The following is a 12,451-nucleotide window of genomic DNA, read 5'->3' as shown; positions in this document are numbered from 1 at the left end:
ACGAGGCTTCAGACCGCGCCCATCATCGACGCGATGAAGACGTAGAGCGAGGTGAAGGCGAGGATCGCGGCGAGTGGAACGATCGAACTCACGAGGTAGACGATGACCGGCGCCCAGCCGTGGCCGGTGTTCTTCGTGACGTGCACCGAGCGCACGACGAGGTAGATGAACGGCCCGAGCAGGAACCACCAGGCCGACGCCGCGGTCGGATGCATCGCAGCCAGGAGCACCTTGCGGTCGTGGATGGTGAGGGCGACGGCGGTGAAGAGCAGGAGCACGGTGAGCAGGGATTGCGGGAAGAAGCTGAAGAACTCGCCGAGCGCCACCACGAGGACCATGACGAGCACGGTCGACCAGATCGGCATCGTGGCGAGCCACCACACCGAACCGGTGTATGCGCGCGTGGGAGAGTACTGGATGGTCGGCTTGGCAGCCATCGACACGAAGCCCTGCGTGTTGTGGCGCTTCTCCATCGGGCGGTACGGGTCGATGGGCGGCAGCGTCGCATCCGTGCGGATCGGGACGGGCGAGAAGTACCTGTTGCCCTGGACCGGCGCGGGGGTATGGCGCGGCCTCGTCTGCGGAGTCCACTGGGAGCCGTCCCACCACCTGGCCTGGGTGGCGTCGGCGGGGTCCGGATACCAACCAGCGATAATGACGGTGCTCGCCGTATCCATCGACATGAATCTCCCTGGGTGCGGCTTCCCACACCCCGCGCGCGTGAAACTTTCCCACTTCTGACGTTAGCTGTTCTCCTGTTGAGGTGCAGGCCCCAATTCGCGGGGGATCGGGCACCGGGCTGTCACCCGTTCTGGGTACCCTTGCATCCATGACCTCCGACTTCGCACACCATCCGGTCGACCCGGAGGCGGCCGGACGACTCTCCGGTTCGGGCCTGCGGCTCGGCCTCGTCGACACGGATGACGCCGGGATGTTCCGCGCCTGGTTGCAGGCGACTTCGCGCGGGTTCCACGGCTCGCGGCAGGACCAGGAGTCGCTCGCGGCGAGCATGGCGGGCCTCGCCCATCGTCGAACGACCGGGGTGTGGGAGGAGGGCGCGGATGCGGTGTCCGAACCGGTGGGGACGGTCAGCTCGTGGCCGGCAGAGCTCTCCCTGCCCGGCGGGCATTCGGTCGAGGCCTGGGCGGTGAGTTCTGTCTCGGTTTCCCCCGCCCATCGCAGGCGGGGGATCGCCCGTGCCATGCTCGAGGCCGAACTGGCCACGGCATCCGCACTGGGGGCGCCCCTCTCCATCCTCACGGTCTCTGAGTCGACGATCTACGGGCGGTTCGGCTTCGCCCCCGCGGTCTTTGCGACGAACCTCACGATCGAGACGCGGCGGGCCACCTGGGTCGGGCCGCTGCCTGAGGGCAGACTGCGGTTCGTGACGCTCGACGACGCCCGGGCGCTGCTGCCCGAACTGCACGACCGCGGGCGGGGCGGTGTCCCGGGTCAGATCGACGTCTGGGGACTGCGCTGGGACCAGTTCGTGGCGCTCGCGGGCGACGACAGGGATCGCGCGAAGAAGCTGCGTGCGATCCGCTACGACGATGCGGCAGGGGTCGTGCAGGGGCTCGCTCTGTACCGGGCGACGGGTGGGGAGGAGGACTTCACGAAGCACGTGCTCGAACTCGAGTTCCTGCTCTCGACGACCGGCGACGCGTACGCGGCGCTCTGGCGCTTCGTGCTCGGCATGGACCTGGTGAGCGAGGTGCGTGCGTACCTTCGCTCGGTCGATGAGCCGCTCCGCTGGCAGGTGGCCGACCAGCGCGCGATCAAGGAGTCGATCGAGGACCACCTGTGGGTGCGCATCCTCGACGTGCCGATCGCGCTCGAGGCGAGGGGATATGCGGCCGATGGCCGGATCGGGCTCGAGGTCTCCGACGTCTACGGCTACGCCGCGGGACGGTTCCTGCTGACCGCAGGGGGCGGAGCCGGCTCGGTGACGCGGGTCGAAGGGGCGTTTCCGGATGGCGTCCCTGCCCTCGCGATGACCGTGAACGAACTCTCCTCGCTCTATCTCGGCGCAGTGTCGGCGACGGTGCTCGCCGCGTCCGGCCGCGTCACCGAGCTGACTCCGGATGCCGGGGCCGCGGCCGCGGCGCTCTTCCGTTCTCCAGTCACACCCTGGCTCAACGTCTGGTTCTGATCAGGCACCGCTGAATCAGGCCGAGCGGCGGCAGGCCGCCTTGGCACGAGGTCAGGAAGCGGTCGACGCCTCGAGCCCCGCTTCGACCGCCGCGCGCAGGCCGGCCGCGATCGTCTCGAGAGGAAGAGCCTCCGCATCCGGTACGTGGATGAAACCGGCGATCGTCCCGCGCTCGGCGACATGCCGCATCATCCGGTACATGACGTCATTGCACACGTACGTGCCCGCGCTCAGCGACGCTTCGGCGGGGACTTCGGCCATGGTCATCCGCCCGACCATGGCGTTCACCGGCAACCGGGTGAAGTAGGCGTCGGGGCCGTCGTCGACGATCGCCTTCTCAAGGGGTTGCGTGCCGGCGTTGTCGGGGATGCGGGCATCCGCGAGGTTGATGGCGACACGCTCGGGGGTGAGTTTCGTGCGGCCGCCGGCGACGCCCGTGGCGATGACCAGGTCGGGGGCGTGCTCATCGATGAGCTCGACGAGGGTGTCGCCGGCGCGGGAGAACTCGACGGGCAGGCATGCGGTCACAAGCCTGGCCGGCCCTCGCCAGTCGCGCGCGACGAGCTGCACGGCGTCCCATGAGTTGTTGGCGTTCGCGCCGCCGAACGGTTCGAAGCCGGTGAGGAGCACGGTGGGCTGCTCGGCCGATCGGGCGGTGGTCATGGCGCCATGCTAGTCGCGCGTAACGTTGATCCTGCGGCAGCGCGTATTCCCGTGCCGCCCGAGAGGACCTCCGTGACGACCGAGTGCATCCATGGTCTGGACATCGCCCGCTGCGATGTCTGCTCGCCCAGAACGCCTCCGCCGCAGGACCGTACCGTGAAGCCGCGGCGTGCTCCAGCGCGGAGCAGGCCGACGACGATCTCCGCGACGAAGCCCGTAGCGGTGGATGCCGGCGCCCGCCGGATCTTCCACATCACCCATCGGCGCAACCTGGCACCCATCCTCGAGGCAGGGCGCATGCTCTCGGATGCCGCGGGCGCGCGCCCGGCGGTCGACATCTCGGCGGCGGACAACCGCGACTTGCGGCGCGAGGTGCTGGCCGGCTCCGTACCGGTCGCCGCGCATGTGCCGTTCTTCCTGGCTCCGAATGCGATTCTCTGGGACGGCATGCGCAACGGCGAGGCCGACTACCGGCTGGCCGAAGGGGTCGGCAGCATCCCGGCATCCGATTTCGTGATTCTCGTGAGCACCGTGCGGGCGGCGGGCGAGAGCGCGGTGGTGGCGGACGGCGACGCCGCGGACCCGACGACACGTTTCAGTTCGCTCACCGAGCTGGGCGGACGGATGCCGCGGAGGATCCACGATGAGGAGGACGCCCTGCGCTCGGCCGAGTTCCTCGTGCCGGGGGAGTTCCCGTTCGCCGCGGTCACCCTCGTCGGCGTCGCGAACGACAAGGTGCGCGCCGAGGTACGCACCTTGCTGGAGAAGCACGGTTTCGCGCAGAAGGTCTCGGTCTACCCGCCCTGGTTCCAGCGGGTGTAGCTGCTCTTCGGAAGCAGCCCGGCCGAAGCAGCGCGGCGGAAGCGGCGGGCCGTTGTCCGCTCACCTTCACGCCGATGACAGGCCGGGTCAGTTCACCCCGTCGTCAGAACGCTCGGCCCCCATGAAGCCAACGGCACCTTCGTCGAGGCGAAGTCGGTGTTGACGGTCTTCCACTCCTGCAGGCGTGGGCCGACCCAGAACAGGTAGACGCCGAGCGTGATGATCGTGAGGAACAGCCACAGGATCCAGCGCCCGAACAGGCCGACGGCACTGCCGTTGAAGACCAGCTGCTGGCCGTCGATGTAGGTGTGCTTGCACCGCCAGCGCTCCGTCAGGACGAGCGCGAACGGGTAGCAGATGCCGAGTGTGAGCACCGTGATGAGGGCGCCGAGGATGGCTGTCCCCACGTACGTCGCAGCACCTCCATCGAAGGTGAATCGCGTAGCTCGGGCCATACTTCTCTGTATATCGGAGGGGGTGAGGGAGGTTCGAGTCCCTTAACGGGGGGACCCCTCCGGCAGGACGCTCCGCGCGAGCAGTGTCCCGCCCGCGACGGCAGCGGGCATGGCAATGACCGCCCCGAGGGGCAGCAGGAAGAGCAGGTAGGCGGCCAGGCCGAAGCCGAGGGCTCCCGCGCGGTTGCCGGCCAGCATCCGTCGCCGCTCGCGCAGCGCGAAGCCCCTCCACTCGAGCGCCCGCCCGGTGAGCTCGATCGAGAGCATCCAGCCGGCGAAGAGCGCGGTGGCCACGGGAACCAGGATCTGGCCGATGAGTGGGATGAATCCGAGCAGGAAGAGGGCGAGACCGCCGAAGATCGCACGGGGGAGCATCCGGGCTCCATCGGCGAGGACCGCCGTCCACGACCGTGGCGATCCCTGCGGCAGGCCGCCCGCGTGGACTTCGACGTCGCGCCAGATCCGTTCGTAGAGCGGGTCGCCGATGGCGAGGGTCAGTGCGGTGAAGGAGAACACGATGATCAGGATGGCCAGCCCGACGAACGCCGCACCGACCGTGATCCGGAACAGTGTGCGCCAGGGTTCGACCCACGGTTCGGCGAACGGCGTCGACCAGACGACGAGTTCCTGCAGGTTGATCGCCAGCAGCACGATGCCGGCGGCAAAGGCCGCACCGACGATGAGCGCGGGGATCGCGCCCAGCAGCATGAGCCGCGGCGAGGTGCCCCAGCGAGCGAGGCCGCGACCCAGAAAGCCGACGCCCGCGAAGAACCGGCGCACCGACCCTGTCCCTCGCTCACTCGCGCGCACGGGATCATCGTAGCGACGCGGTCTCAGTGGAGTACCCCGAAAGGGGACGTGAAACCAGTATTCCGGTGACTTACGCTCGGAGGCATAGAGATCTCGCCGATCCCGAAGTCGGCGTCTCCGCGGGGGAGCAACTCGGCAACGAGGTGGACGAGGTATCGAGCCTTACCCAGCTGTCGCCGAACGCGGCATACCCGAAGCCAGACGGACCCAGGATCATGGACCACATTCCCGCAGCACCCGACCACGGCAGCATCGACCTCGATACCCTCCCGCCGGTCGACATCCCCCAGTACGAGTGGGCGACGCACACCTTGCTGCGCCGCGCCAGACTCAACATCATGGGCGACGGACTCGAATGGCCGAGCGCCACCTTCGAGCAACTCCCGCAACTGCGCGAGATCGCCCTGGTCGTGGACGACGGCGTGCGGTATGCGCGCCTCGCCGCCCAGTTCAACTTCGACCGTTTCGTGGATGCGACGACGCAGGAGGATGGCCCGGCCCAGTCCCTCGGCAACATCCCCGATCGCCAGCGCTTCTACACCAGGGTCACCGACAACGGATTCCACGTCGTCGGCGTCTTCAGCGCGGCCACGATCTCCGGCCGCCGCCGATATTTCCAGTGGCTCACCGGCGGCTGGGTGGAGATCGGCCTGAGCGGGTTCCTCTACGTGCGCGACGACCTCGACACGCATTTCTCGGAGGTGTCTGCGGCCCAGCTCGACGAGACCCAGCCGGGTGCCACCACGACGGCGATGCTCGCCGACGAGGAATGGACGATCGAGAGGTTCGAGCGCACCCTCGCTCCCGCACCGGTCGAGCGGGTCGAATCGGTCCCCCCGCCGGCGACGGTGCTGGAGTCTGCGCAGCCCCTTGCTCCCGAGCCGGAACCGGAACCTGTCACATTCGCCGAGCCCGAGCCTCAGCCCGAGCCGGAACGGGAACCGGAACCTGTCGCATTCGCCGAGCCTCAGCTCGAGCCGGTGCCGACCACGGATGCTTCACCCGCCCCGGCCGCTGCCATTGCCTCTCCGGCGAGCGTTCAGCACGGCATCGCGGTCGCCCTCGCCACGATCGCGCATCGCGGTGCGACCGACTTCGCCGGGGCCGCCTACATCGACCATCCGGCGCGCGTCGCGGAACGCTTCGACGCCGAGAATGATCCGGTGCGGCACTGTGCCGCCTGGTTGCACGATGTACTGGAGCACAGCGACCTGGCCGCACAGGACCTGCTCGATGCCGGCATCGTGCCGGACGTCGTGGAGATCGTCTCACTGCTCACCAACCGCGACGACCTGAGCGCGAGCGAGCACCTCGCCTTGATCGCCGCGAATCCCGACGGGCTCGCCGTCAAGCTTGCGGCCCTCGACGACAACTCGGCACCATGGCGGCTGCGGCGACTCGATCCCGCGACGCGGTCGCGACTCGAACAGGAGCATGCGGAGGCACGCGAGCTACTTGGAGTCGCGCGATAGCTCCGGAGCCGACTCGACGGCCTCGCTGAGCGTCTCGCCAGTGGGATCCTCGGCATCCTCGTCGACGAGGTCGGGTCCACCGACGGGGGTCCCGGCCCACGTCGTGAGGGTCCAGCCTTCTGTCGGCCCGCCATCGAGAACGACGATCCCGGTGTTGTCGAGCGGATTCTCGGCGCCGAACGACGGGGAGATGTTGCGGGCCCGGCTCGACACCCACACGCGGATCGCGGCACCGTGACTGACGACCGCGGCCGCCTGAGCGCCCGAACCGGCGATCGTGGCGATGTCCTCGTCGAAGCGGCCGAAGAAAGCGTGGCCGTCCGGGCCGCCCGGCATGGCAGTGCCGAGGTCGCCCAGGCCCCACGCGTAGACGGTCTCCAGATACTGACGGATCGAGTCGCGATCGCTGCGTGATTCGAGCGAACCGGCTTCGATCTCGTGGAGGCCCGGACGCACGCCCACCTCCAGGCCGCGAGTTCGCGACAGGGGCTCGGCGGTCAACTGGGTGCGCAGCAGGGTGGAGGCATACAGGGCGTCGATGGGCTGGTCCTTGAGAGCGGCGGCGAGTCCCGCCGCCTGTTCAAGGCCGAGCGCGGTCAGGCCGGGACCCGGATACGCCGTATCGAGCTGCCCAAGCACATTGCCCGGCGTCTGGCCGTGCCGGATGAGGAGGAGGCGCATCTCTCCAGCCTAGGCGGCCGGGAGGTGACTCAAACCGGACGCTGGCCGTCGGGCAGAGGTTCGTCCTCGTCCTCGTCCTCGATGCGCTCATCCGGGTCGAGCGTCGGCGGCGGGGTCGGCTCCTCTTCGTCGTCCACGTCCACCTCGCGTTCGTCGTCCGCGACCGGCTCGAACTCCCGATCGAGGCTCTCGTCGTTGCTGCTCATGCGCACAAGCTAACCCCGGGCGCTGATGACTGCCTGAGACACCAGGGCTTGCGGTTCGTCGCCCGCGAGAGGATCCGACCGGTCGCCTCTCACCCCTCGGGGATGCTCTGGATCGGGATGCTCTGGGTGTCCTCGTAGCGGCGCCCGCGGCGTGGGATGAACACCGCGACGATCGTTCCGAGCAGTGCGACGCCGGCGCCGAGCGCGAACACCACCTGGAATGCTTCGCGTGTGGGGATCTCGATGCCGTTCGCGACCACGAAACTCGAGGAGAGGATCACCCCGATGAGACTTGCGGCCACCGTCGAGCCGAGTGTTCGCATGACCGAGTTGAGACCGTTCGCGGCCGCCGTCTCGGTCGGCGGCACGGAGTGCATGATGAGCGTCGGCATCGCCGAGTAGGCGAACCCCGTCCCCAGACCGACGAGGGTCGAGACCAGGACGACGTGCCAGACCTCGTGCATGAGGAACACCGAGAGCGTGAAGGCCACAGCGATGATGAAACCGCCGAGGATGAGGCTCGTGCGCGGCCCGCGCGTGTTGGAGAGCCGCGCGGCGAGCGGTGAGACGAGGAACATGACGATGCCGTTGGGCATGAGGCAGAGGCTCGCCACGAGAAGCGTCTGCCCGAGGCCGACCCCCGTATCGGTGGGCAGCTCGAGCAGGATCGGCTGCGCAGACGCGGTCACGAAGAACGCGAACCCGACCGCGATCGAGGCCAGGTTGGTGAGCAGCACCGGGCGGCGGGCGGCGACCCGCAGGTCGACGAGCGGGTCCGCCATCCGCAACTCGTAGAACCCCCAGGCGACGAAGACGAGCGCCCCGCCGATGAGCAGGGTGAGGATGACGGGGCTCGCCCAGCCCCATTCATTGCCCTTCGAAACGCCGAGGAGGATGCCGACGAGACCGATCGAGAGTCCGAACGCTCCGCCCCAGTCGAACCGTCCCGCCGTGCGCAGCGTGCTGACCGGGATGACCAGGATGACGAGCGCCGAGGCGATGACCCCGAGAAGCGCGGACAGCCAGAACAGGAAATGCCAGTCGAGGCTCTCGGCGATCACCGCGGAGACCGCGAGGCCGACCGCGCCCCCGACGCCCATCGTCGCGCTCACCAGGGCGACCGCACCACCCAGCTTCCTCGGGTGGATGACATCGCGCAGGATGCTGATGCCGAGCGCGATGACGCCGAGGCCGACGCCCTGCAGCGCGCGCCCGATGATCATGGGCACGAGAGTGTTCGAGATCGCCGCGATGATCGACCCGAAGGTCATGATCATGAGAAGGGTGAGTGCGATGCGGCGCTTACCGTACATATCGCCCAGGCGTCCGCCGATGGGGGTGGCGATGGCCGCCGCGAGCAGGGTCGCCGTGAGCACCCATTGCGCATCCGCCACGTTCGTGCTGAGCAGCACCGGCAGCTGAGGGATGATCGGGGTGACGAGGGTCTGCATGGTCGCGGCGATGAGACCGGTCGTGGCGAGCGTCGCGGTCATCGCGCGGTCGGTCGGGAGACGGGTGAGGCGCCGGCGCTCCCGGTCGCTCAGCCAGCCCTGCCGCTCGTTCTCCATCGGCTCAACTCTAGACGGGGGCGATGGTCCAGGCCTTGCGCGCCGCCCACCCGACCGGGCACGCTGGATACCCATGACACTCCTTACCGAGAACACCAGGAAAATCGTCTCCCCGATCGTCGTGCTCGCCGTGCTGGTCCTGTCGATCGCGCTGTTCTTCGTCGCCGGCTCACCGCTGGCGGGCGCCCTGCCCTTCGTCGGCTGGATTCTGCTCGCCCTCGTCGTGCTCGGTGCCCTTTCACTTGGCTGGCTGGCCTGGGGCGACTCGTCAACGAGAACCACCACGAAGTCGGCCGTGCGCGACCTCACGACCTCGCGGCTTCTCGTCGTCGTCTTCGAGTCGGTCACCATCGTGGTGGCCATCGTTGCGGTCTTCACCTGGCTGGCACCCGTCATGGGTCTCTCGCCTCTGCTCGTCGTGCCCTTCGTGCTCGGCTTCGCGAGCATCGTCGCCCTCGTGCTCGACTTCCTCTCCAAGACGGGTCGGCTGGCCGAGCGCTGGCGCTCACTCGAAGTCGGTGCGAGTGTCGTCGCGGTGCTCGCCATCGTCGCGGCACTTCTCTACCTCGTGGTGGGCGCGTAGCTCCGGCGATTCGTTCCGCGAGTCCTCCACGCTCTGGTCCCGAGCAGGGCAATAGGGTGAAACCGTTCCCACCCAACTGCGAGAGATGGAGCCGAAAATTTCCACGACATCCGAAAGCCAGGGTGCCGCGCACGAGACTGCGACGGCGACCGACTGGGCCCAGCACAACCCCGTGAAGCGGGGGAGCGGAAACAATTTCCGCGAGCGGTTCGATTCGTTCTTCGAGATCAGCTTCCGCAAGTCGACGGTCGGCCGCGAGGTACGCGGTGGGCTCGTCACCTTCATGACGATGGCCTACATCGTCATCCTCAACCCGCTCATCCTGGGTGGCGTCGCGGATGTCACGGGAGGCTCCCTCGACCGGCCGCAGGTCGCCGCCGTCACGGGCCTCACCGCGGGTGTCATGACGATCCTGTTCGGACTCGTCGCGAACCTGCCGTTCGGGCTCGCGGCCGGCCTCGGCATCAACTCCTTCCTCGCGGTGAGCGTCGTCGGCCAGGTCACCTGGGCGGAGGCGATGGGCCTCGTCGTCATCAACGGCCTCATCATCGTCCTGCTGTCGGCGACGAAACTGCGGGAGCTCATCTTCAGGGCCGTCCCCGCTCAGCTCAAGATCGCGATCACGGTCGGCATCGGCCTGTTCATCGCCTTCATCGGACTCGTGGATGCCGGTTTCGTGCGGTCGAGCGGCGCTGCGAGTCCGCCCGTGCAGCTCGGCGACGGGGGCTCGATCACCACGATCCCGACCCTCACGTTCATCCTGGGCCTGCTCATCATGGGCGTTCTCATGGCGCGCAAGGTCAAGGGGGCGCTGCTCATCGGCATCCTGGGCACGACCGTCATCGCGATCATCCTCGAAGCGATCTTCAAGCTCGGCCCATCGTTCGCGAACGGCCAGCCGAACCCTGGTGGCTGGAACCTCAACGTCCCGACGCTCCCGGATGCGATCGTCTCGGTGCCGGACCTCGGCCTGATCGGCGCATTCGACTTCAACGCTTTCGGACGCATCGGGTGGCTCGCCGCCATCATGCTCGTCTTCACCCTCGTGTTCACGAACTTCTTCGACGCGGTCGGAACGCTGACCGGCCTCACCAAGGAAGCCGGCCTGGCCGACAAGGAGGGCAACTTCCCGCGCCTGAAGTCCTCGCTCATCGTCGAGGGCATCGGTGCGGTGGCCGGAGGCGCTACCTCGAGCTCATCGAACACCATCTACATCGACTCGGCGGCGGGCGTCGGCGAGGGCGCACGGACGGGGTTCGCGAGCGTCATCACGGGTGTGCTGTTCCTGCTCGCCATGTTCTTGACGCCGCTCACGCAGGTCGTGCCGCTCGAGGTGGCCGGCGCCGCCCTCGTCGTCGTCGGCGTGCTCATGGTGTCGCAGATCAAGGATGTGACCTGGAGCGAGTTCTCGATCGGCCTGCCGGTCTTCCTCACGATCGTCGTCATGCCGCTCACCTACTCGATCGCGAACGGCATCGGCGTCGGATTCATCTCCTGGGTCGTCGTGCGGTCCCTCGCCGGTAAGGCGAAGGGTATCTCGCCGCTGCTGTGGATCGTGGCGGTCGGCTTCCTGGTCTACTTCGCGCGCGGGCCCATCGAGGCGCTGTTCGGCGGGTAGGGGACGCCCCCCGATCCGCACAAAGAGATCGCGCCGTGACGACCTTCGGGATCGTCACGGCGCGATGTCGTTGGCCTCGGCGTCAGCCGATGGTGTAGATGCCCCAGTCCTCGACCTGCCAGTCGATCCAGCCGTTGACGCGCTGGAGGCTGACCACGATGTCGAGGTCGGGCTGGTCGTTCCCGCGGACGCCCGCGCACTCGAACTGCTGGCCGATGAGCACCGGTGGCAGATCGGGGCAGCTCACCTCGATGTTGGCGCCGATGACCGCGGCATCCGAGATGACCGACTGCTCGGCCTGATCGGCGAACACCGCGGGAACCGTGGAGATGAGCAGACCCGGTACCGCGACGATCGCGCCGATCTGCAGGAGTCCGAGCGCGAACCAGACCAGGACGGGGCCGAAACCACCCCCGGATTCGCGGATCGCGGCGACCGCGCGCACGATGAGGTAGACGGGTGCGGTGAGCAGCGCCCACAGCCAGTGCGCCGTGACCTCATGACCGGTCTTCCTCAGGTTGCGGCGGTCGAGGGCTGCCAGGCCGACCACGATCGGGTACGGCGCGAGCCAGATCGCCGCCATGGCGCCGGAGGCCTCCGCCGTGCCGAACGCGGTCAGCACGAGCAGGCTGAGCACGAGCTGGATGAGCGGGATGAGTGCGATCACCCAGACAGGCCCGTTGTGGGTCGCCTTGGCGTGCGGGGCGGTCTGCGCCTTGAGATATGCCTGGTATTGCGGATCATTGAGCGGGTCGAGCCGCGGAGCCCAGTCGAAGGTCTGCTGCGTCGGCGGGGCCTGATGAGGCACCTGGGTGGCGAACCCGGAGAAGAAGGACTCCTCCTGCTGCGGTACGGCCGTCTGGGGCGCTCCGGTCTGGTGGGTTCCGGGGTGGGGTTGTGCGCCCGGGTTCACCGGCTGCGAGTAGGAGGTCGTCTGGTACGGCTCGTCGAACGGACTCGACGGCAGGGCCTCGCCCTGCGGGTCCTGTAGCGCTGCCGAGCGCGTGGCGGCCATCGGGTCGGGAACCGTCCCGGCCGTACCACCGACATCCTCGGCACCGGCGAACGGGTTGAACGGCGAGGGCTCGGGGACGTCCACCTGCACGTCCGCCCTCGACGGCGGTTCGAGCTGAAGGAGGGTGAGAGCGGTCGGTGCGACGATGTCGTTGCCGTCGCGACGCTCGCGCTCGCGACGCTCGCGGCGGGTCAGCAGATCCTGTTGCTCCTGCTCCTCGCGGTCGAGCTCGTCCTCCGGCCACGCATAGGTGGTCTCCTGCATGACCATGGGCGCACGCGCTTCGGCGGTCTGATGGGTCCAGGCCGTACTGTCCCACCAGCGAAGCTGGGGGAGCCCGAGCGGGTCTGGATACCAGCCAGCCGGAGCCCCATAGAAACTGTTGTCGTCCAAGGATCGATCCCCACAA

13 protein-coding genes are annotated in these 12,451 nt (G+C 68.3%); 5 read left to right on the top strand and 8 right to left on the bottom strand.

The genetic code is table 11. The features are described 5' to 3' along the window. Window positions 1-8: 8 nt before the first annotated feature. Complete coding sequence (locus ABD678_RS11560) at window positions 9-683, bottom strand: DUF2510 domain-containing protein (protein ID WP_344756773.1); 675 nt, start codon at window positions 681-683, stop codon at window positions 9-11. A 146-nt stretch (window positions 684-829) separates the two neighbouring features. Here ABD678_RS11560 and ABD678_RS11555 point away from each other — a divergent pair, with 146 nt between their 5' ends. After that, window positions 830-2,149 (top strand): GNAT family N-acetyltransferase, encoded by a 1,320-nt coding sequence (locus ABD678_RS11555; protein ID WP_344756771.1) that lies wholly within the window; start codon window positions 830-832, stop codon window positions 2,147-2,149. Between the two features lie 51 nt (window positions 2,150-2,200). Here the strand turns inward: ABD678_RS11555 and pcp are convergent, their stop codons facing one another. Beyond that, a complete protein-coding gene (gene pcp, locus ABD678_RS11550; RefSeq protein WP_344756769.1) occupies window positions 2,201-2,812 on the bottom strand; it encodes a pyroglutamyl-peptidase I in 612 nt (203 codons plus the stop codon). Window positions 2,813-2,884: 72 nt separating this feature from the next. Between pcp and ABD678_RS11545 the strand changes: the two genes are divergently transcribed. Further along, on the top strand, window positions 2,885-3,634 hold the full coding sequence (locus ABD678_RS11545) for a DUF4433 domain-containing protein (RefSeq protein ID WP_344756767.1): 750 nt from the start codon (window positions 2,885-2,887) through the stop codon (window positions 3,632-3,634). Window positions 3,635-3,726: 92 nt separating this feature from the next. On the opposite strand, the gene ABD678_RS11540 is transcribed toward ABD678_RS11545, so the two are convergent. Both ABD678_RS11540 and ABD678_RS11535 read right to left on the bottom strand, forming a co-directional pair. Further along, the gene (locus ABD678_RS11540; RefSeq protein ID WP_344756765.1) at window positions 3,727-4,089 is read right to left on the bottom strand and encodes a DUF898 family protein; all 363 of its coding nucleotides are present in this window, start codon (window positions 4,087-4,089) and stop codon (window positions 3,727-3,729) included. A gap of 42 nt (window positions 4,090-4,131) precedes the next feature. After that, the gene (locus tag ABD678_RS11535; protein ID WP_344756763.1) at window positions 4,132-4,899 is read right to left on the bottom strand and encodes an EI24 domain-containing protein; all 768 of its coding nucleotides are present in this window, start codon (window positions 4,897-4,899) and stop codon (window positions 4,132-4,134) included. Window positions 4,900-4,964: 65 nt separating this feature from the next. Between ABD678_RS11535 and ABD678_RS11530 the strand changes: the two genes are divergently transcribed. Next, the gene (locus tag ABD678_RS11530; RefSeq protein WP_344756761.1) at window positions 4,965-6,371 is read left to right on the top strand and encodes a hypothetical protein; all 1,407 of its coding nucleotides are present in this window, start codon (window positions 4,965-4,967) and stop codon (window positions 6,369-6,371) included. On the opposite strand, the gene ABD678_RS11525 is transcribed toward ABD678_RS11530, so the two are convergent. The 3 genes from ABD678_RS11525 to ABD678_RS11515 all read right to left on the bottom strand — a co-directional run bounded on the left by ABD678_RS11525 (window position 6,351) and on the right by ABD678_RS11515 (window position 8,826). Continuing rightward, window positions 6,351-7,052 (bottom strand): histidine phosphatase family protein, encoded by a 702-nt coding sequence (locus ABD678_RS11525; RefSeq protein ID WP_344756759.1) that lies wholly within the window; start codon window positions 7,050-7,052, stop codon window positions 6,351-6,353. The two genes, ABD678_RS11530 and ABD678_RS11525, sit on opposite strands and share 21 nt — an antisense overlap. 29 nt (window positions 7,053-7,081) lie before the next feature. Then, window positions 7,082-7,258, bottom strand: a complete 177-nt coding sequence (locus ABD678_RS11520; protein ID WP_344756757.1) for a hypothetical protein — start codon at window positions 7,256-7,258, stop codon at window positions 7,082-7,084. Window positions 7,259-7,347: 89 nt separating this feature from the next. After that, window positions 7,348-8,826 carry an MFS transporter gene (locus ABD678_RS11515; RefSeq protein WP_344756755.1) on the bottom strand — a complete coding sequence of 493 codons (1,479 nt, stop codon included), beginning with the start codon at window positions 8,824-8,826 and terminating at the stop codon, window positions 7,348-7,350. Between the two features lie 73 nt (window positions 8,827-8,899). Here ABD678_RS11515 and ABD678_RS11510 point away from each other — a divergent pair, with 73 nt between their 5' ends. Together ABD678_RS11510 and ABD678_RS11505 are read left to right on the top strand one after the other, a co-directional pair. After that, window positions 8,900-9,409: a hypothetical protein gene (locus ABD678_RS11510; RefSeq protein ID WP_344756753.1), complete on the top strand. Its 510-nt coding sequence runs from the start codon at window positions 8,900-8,902 to the stop codon at window positions 9,407-9,409. An 85-nt stretch (window positions 9,410-9,494) separates the two neighbouring features. Next, entirely contained in the window at window positions 9,495-11,027 is a 1,533-nt protein-coding gene (locus ABD678_RS11505; protein WP_344756751.1) for an NCS2 family permease, read from the top strand. Between the two features lie 82 nt (window positions 11,028-11,109). On the opposite strand, the gene ABD678_RS11500 is transcribed toward ABD678_RS11505, so the two are convergent. Next, complete coding sequence (locus ABD678_RS11500) at window positions 11,110-12,435, bottom strand: DUF2510 domain-containing protein (protein ID WP_344756749.1); 1,326 nt, start codon at window positions 12,433-12,435, stop codon at window positions 11,110-11,112. Between the last annotated feature and the right edge of the window lie 16 nt (window positions 12,436-12,451).

Origin of the sequence: Leifsonella bigeumensis (assembly GCF_039537265.1) — a bacterium.
Taxonomy (GTDB): Bacteria; Actinomycetota; Actinomycetes; order Actinomycetales; family Microbacteriaceae; genus Terrimesophilobacter; species Terrimesophilobacter bigeumensis.
Note: the sequence above shows the minus strand (reverse complement) of the source record. Positions and strands in the feature narration are given on the sequence as shown.